Raw genomic sequence first — 2,629 nt, 5'->3', positions numbered from 1 at the left:
GCGTGGCGGCGTTGGGGTGCGTGCATCGCAAGGCGGAGGAGGGAGTCCATGCGGTGGGGGCACCTCCCGGCCGAAGGCTGGGGGCCATCGGCGACTGACGACAACGCGGCGAGGTGCGTGCCCCAACGCCGGCGCGCAGGCGGGAGTTTGAAGACACGCCCTAGGGCCTATTTCGAAAGTTCTGGCCGCGAACGTGTAGCAGTCATGGACACCGCGCCGTCCGGGCACCCGGCATGCTTTCGGCCCGGATCTCACCGATGGACTCCGAGGCGCGCCGGAATGAGGGTTCCACGTCACCGTGAGCACAACCGGTTCAATGCCGACTGGCTCTCATCGTCCGCGGCGCGGCAGATCATCAACCGCTGGTCCGGATCTTGGAGTGGCATGAGTACTTCGAAGTTCACGGCGATCACACCTGCGTCCGGATGCCGCATCACCTTGTGTCCGCGGCCGTTGACCTTCACGTCTCCCTCGGCCCACAATCGCGCGAATTCCTCGTTACGGGTGGTGCATTCGGTGATGAGGTCGGTCAACGCCTGGTCCTCCGGGTGCGCGGCCCACGCTGCGCGCAGGTGGGCGATTCCCTCCCGCACGACGCGCTCGCGGTCGACATAGAACTCGCGTATTTCCGGGTGTACCAGGCACAGCCACATGGCATTGCGTTGCGACGGCGGCAGGGTGTCGAAATCCAGCAGCAGCCTCGCCATTTCGCCGTTCCAGGCCAGGATGTCGTAGCGGTGGTTCATCAGCACGGCCGGCAGCGGCGACAGGTCGGCGACCAGCCGGGCCAGCGGGGGTGCTGCAGTGGTGGCGGGCTTGTCGGCGTTGCGGGGGCGCTGCTGGGCCAGGTTGAAGAGGTAGGCGCGTTCGTCGGGGGCCAGGCGCAACGCCCGGGCCAACGCCTCCACCACGTTCGCCGAGGGCCGCAGTCCCCGGGCCTGTTCCAGCCGCGCGATGTAGTCGATGCTGACCCCGGCCAGTTCGGCGACCTCTTCACGACGCAGTCCCGGGGTCCGCCGGGCCTGCTGACGCGACGGCAGGCCGAAGTCCTTCGGGTCGAGGCGCTCGCGCCGGGTCCGCAGGAACGCGGCCAGCTCCTTTGCCGTGTCCACGGTGCGGGTCATCATGTTCGATCCAACAGTCAGGGTAGGACTGGTGTTCCCAGGAACTTCTTTCCCTTATCCCCGGCTCGCGGCGGTCACAGACTTGTTCTCGACAACGGATGACAAGCACAGGAGGACACGATGTCGCTCACCCTCGACACCTACCGGTTGCTGGGCCGCTCCGGGCTGCGGGTCTCACCGCTGGCGCTGGGCGCGGCGACCTTCGGCACCGAGTGGGGCTGGGGTGCCGAGCAGGACGAGGCGCGTAAGCTGTTCGACCTCTACGTCGAGCGCGGCGGCAACTTCGTCGACACCGCCAACACCTACACCAATGGCAGCTCCGAGCGCCTGCTGGGTGAATTCACCCGCGACAACCGCGAAAGCCTGGTACTGGCAACGAAATACACCACGCTGCGCCGGCCCGGCGACCCGAATTCCGGGGGCCCTCACCGCAAGAGCCTGTTCGCGTCGGTGGAAGCCAGTCTGCGACAGCTGAATACGGACTACATCGATCTGCTCTACCTGCACGTGTGGGATTTCACGACACCGGTCGAGGAGATCCTGCGTGGCATGGACGATCTGGTCCGGCAGGGCAAGGTCTTGTACGTGGCGATCTCCAACGCCCCGGCCTGGCAGGTGTCGCGCATGCAGGCGATCGCCGACCTGCGCGGCTGGTCGCCGCTGGTCGCCCTGCAGATCGAATACAACCTGATCGAGCGTACCGGGGAACGTGACCTGATCCCGATGGCACGCGAGATGGGGTTGGGCGTGGTGCCGTACTCGCCACTTGCCGGCGGGGTGCTCACCGGCAAGTACAGCCGCGACGACCTGACCACGACGGACACCGCGGTCGACGACGGCACCCGTAAGAATTTCAATATCGCCAACGGCGGGCTCACCGAACACAACCTGGACATCGCTGATGTCGTGAAGGAGGTCGCCGCGGAGCTGGGCCGCACAACCGCCCAGGTCGGGCTGGCCTGGACCCTGCAGAACCCGGATGTGACGGCATCGCTCATCGGCGCCCGCACTCTCGCGCAGCTGGAGGACAATCTGGGTGCCCTGGAGGTCGACTTCACGGCCTCCCAACTGGCCCGCCTCGACGAGGCCAGCGCGATCGAACTCGGCTTCCCGCACGACCTGCTCGCCAGCGACAGGATGCGCACGGTGACCCACGGCGACCTGAAGGTCGAAACCCGCCGCTGATACCCGATCGAGCCCCGGGGCAGCACCCGGCCCGGGACTGGAGGCGCGGGGCTAGAGGCCCGCCTCCCAGAGTGCGCGCCGCACCGTGTGCAGGGCGGTGGCGGACTGCTCCCAGCCGTGCCACCAGAACAGGCCGCCGCCGTGGCTCGCCTCGGCGGCCAGCGCCGTCAGGTGCGCCCACGGCCCGGCCGGGAGGCCGAACTGCGGGCGGGCGGCCAGGCGTTCGGCCTGTTCGGCGGCGACCGGCACCATGCCGACCACCGGCAGCGGTGGGCCGCCGGGCGCGCGGCCGGTACCAGTGCCGGTGGTCGGCATGGTGC

At 68.3% G+C, this 2,629-nt stretch carries 3 protein-coding genes; 1 reads left to right on the top strand and 2 read right to left on the bottom strand.

Annotation, left to right across the window (positions count from 1 at the left end; all coding sequences use genetic code 11):
- Positions 1–293 precede the first annotated feature (293 nt).
- Entirely contained in the window at positions 294–1,127 is an 834-nt protein-coding gene (locus ACFWPT_RS40805) for a helix-turn-helix transcriptional regulator (protein ID WP_380488105.1), read from the bottom strand.
- Between the two features lie 117 nt (positions 1,128–1,244).
- Between ACFWPT_RS40805 and ACFWPT_RS40800 the strand changes: the two genes are divergently transcribed.
- Positions 1,245–2,309 (top strand): aldo/keto reductase, encoded by a 1,065-nt coding sequence (locus ACFWPT_RS40800; protein ID WP_380429474.1) that lies wholly within the window; start codon positions 1,245–1,247, stop codon positions 2,307–2,309.
- Between the two features lie 51 nt (positions 2,310–2,360).
- Here ACFWPT_RS40800 and ACFWPT_RS40795 read toward each other — a convergent pair.
- Positions 2,361–2,629 (bottom strand): hypothetical protein (locus ACFWPT_RS40795; RefSeq protein ID WP_380488101.1); only part of this gene is annotated, 269 nt, incomplete at its 5' end.

The sequence above is a fragment of the Kitasatospora sp. NPDC058478 genome (genome assembly GCF_042720345.1).
GTDB lineage: Bacteria > Actinomycetota > Actinomycetes > Streptomycetales > Streptomycetaceae > Kitasatospora.
Note: the sequence above shows the minus strand (reverse complement) of the source record. Positions and strands in the feature narration are given on the sequence as shown.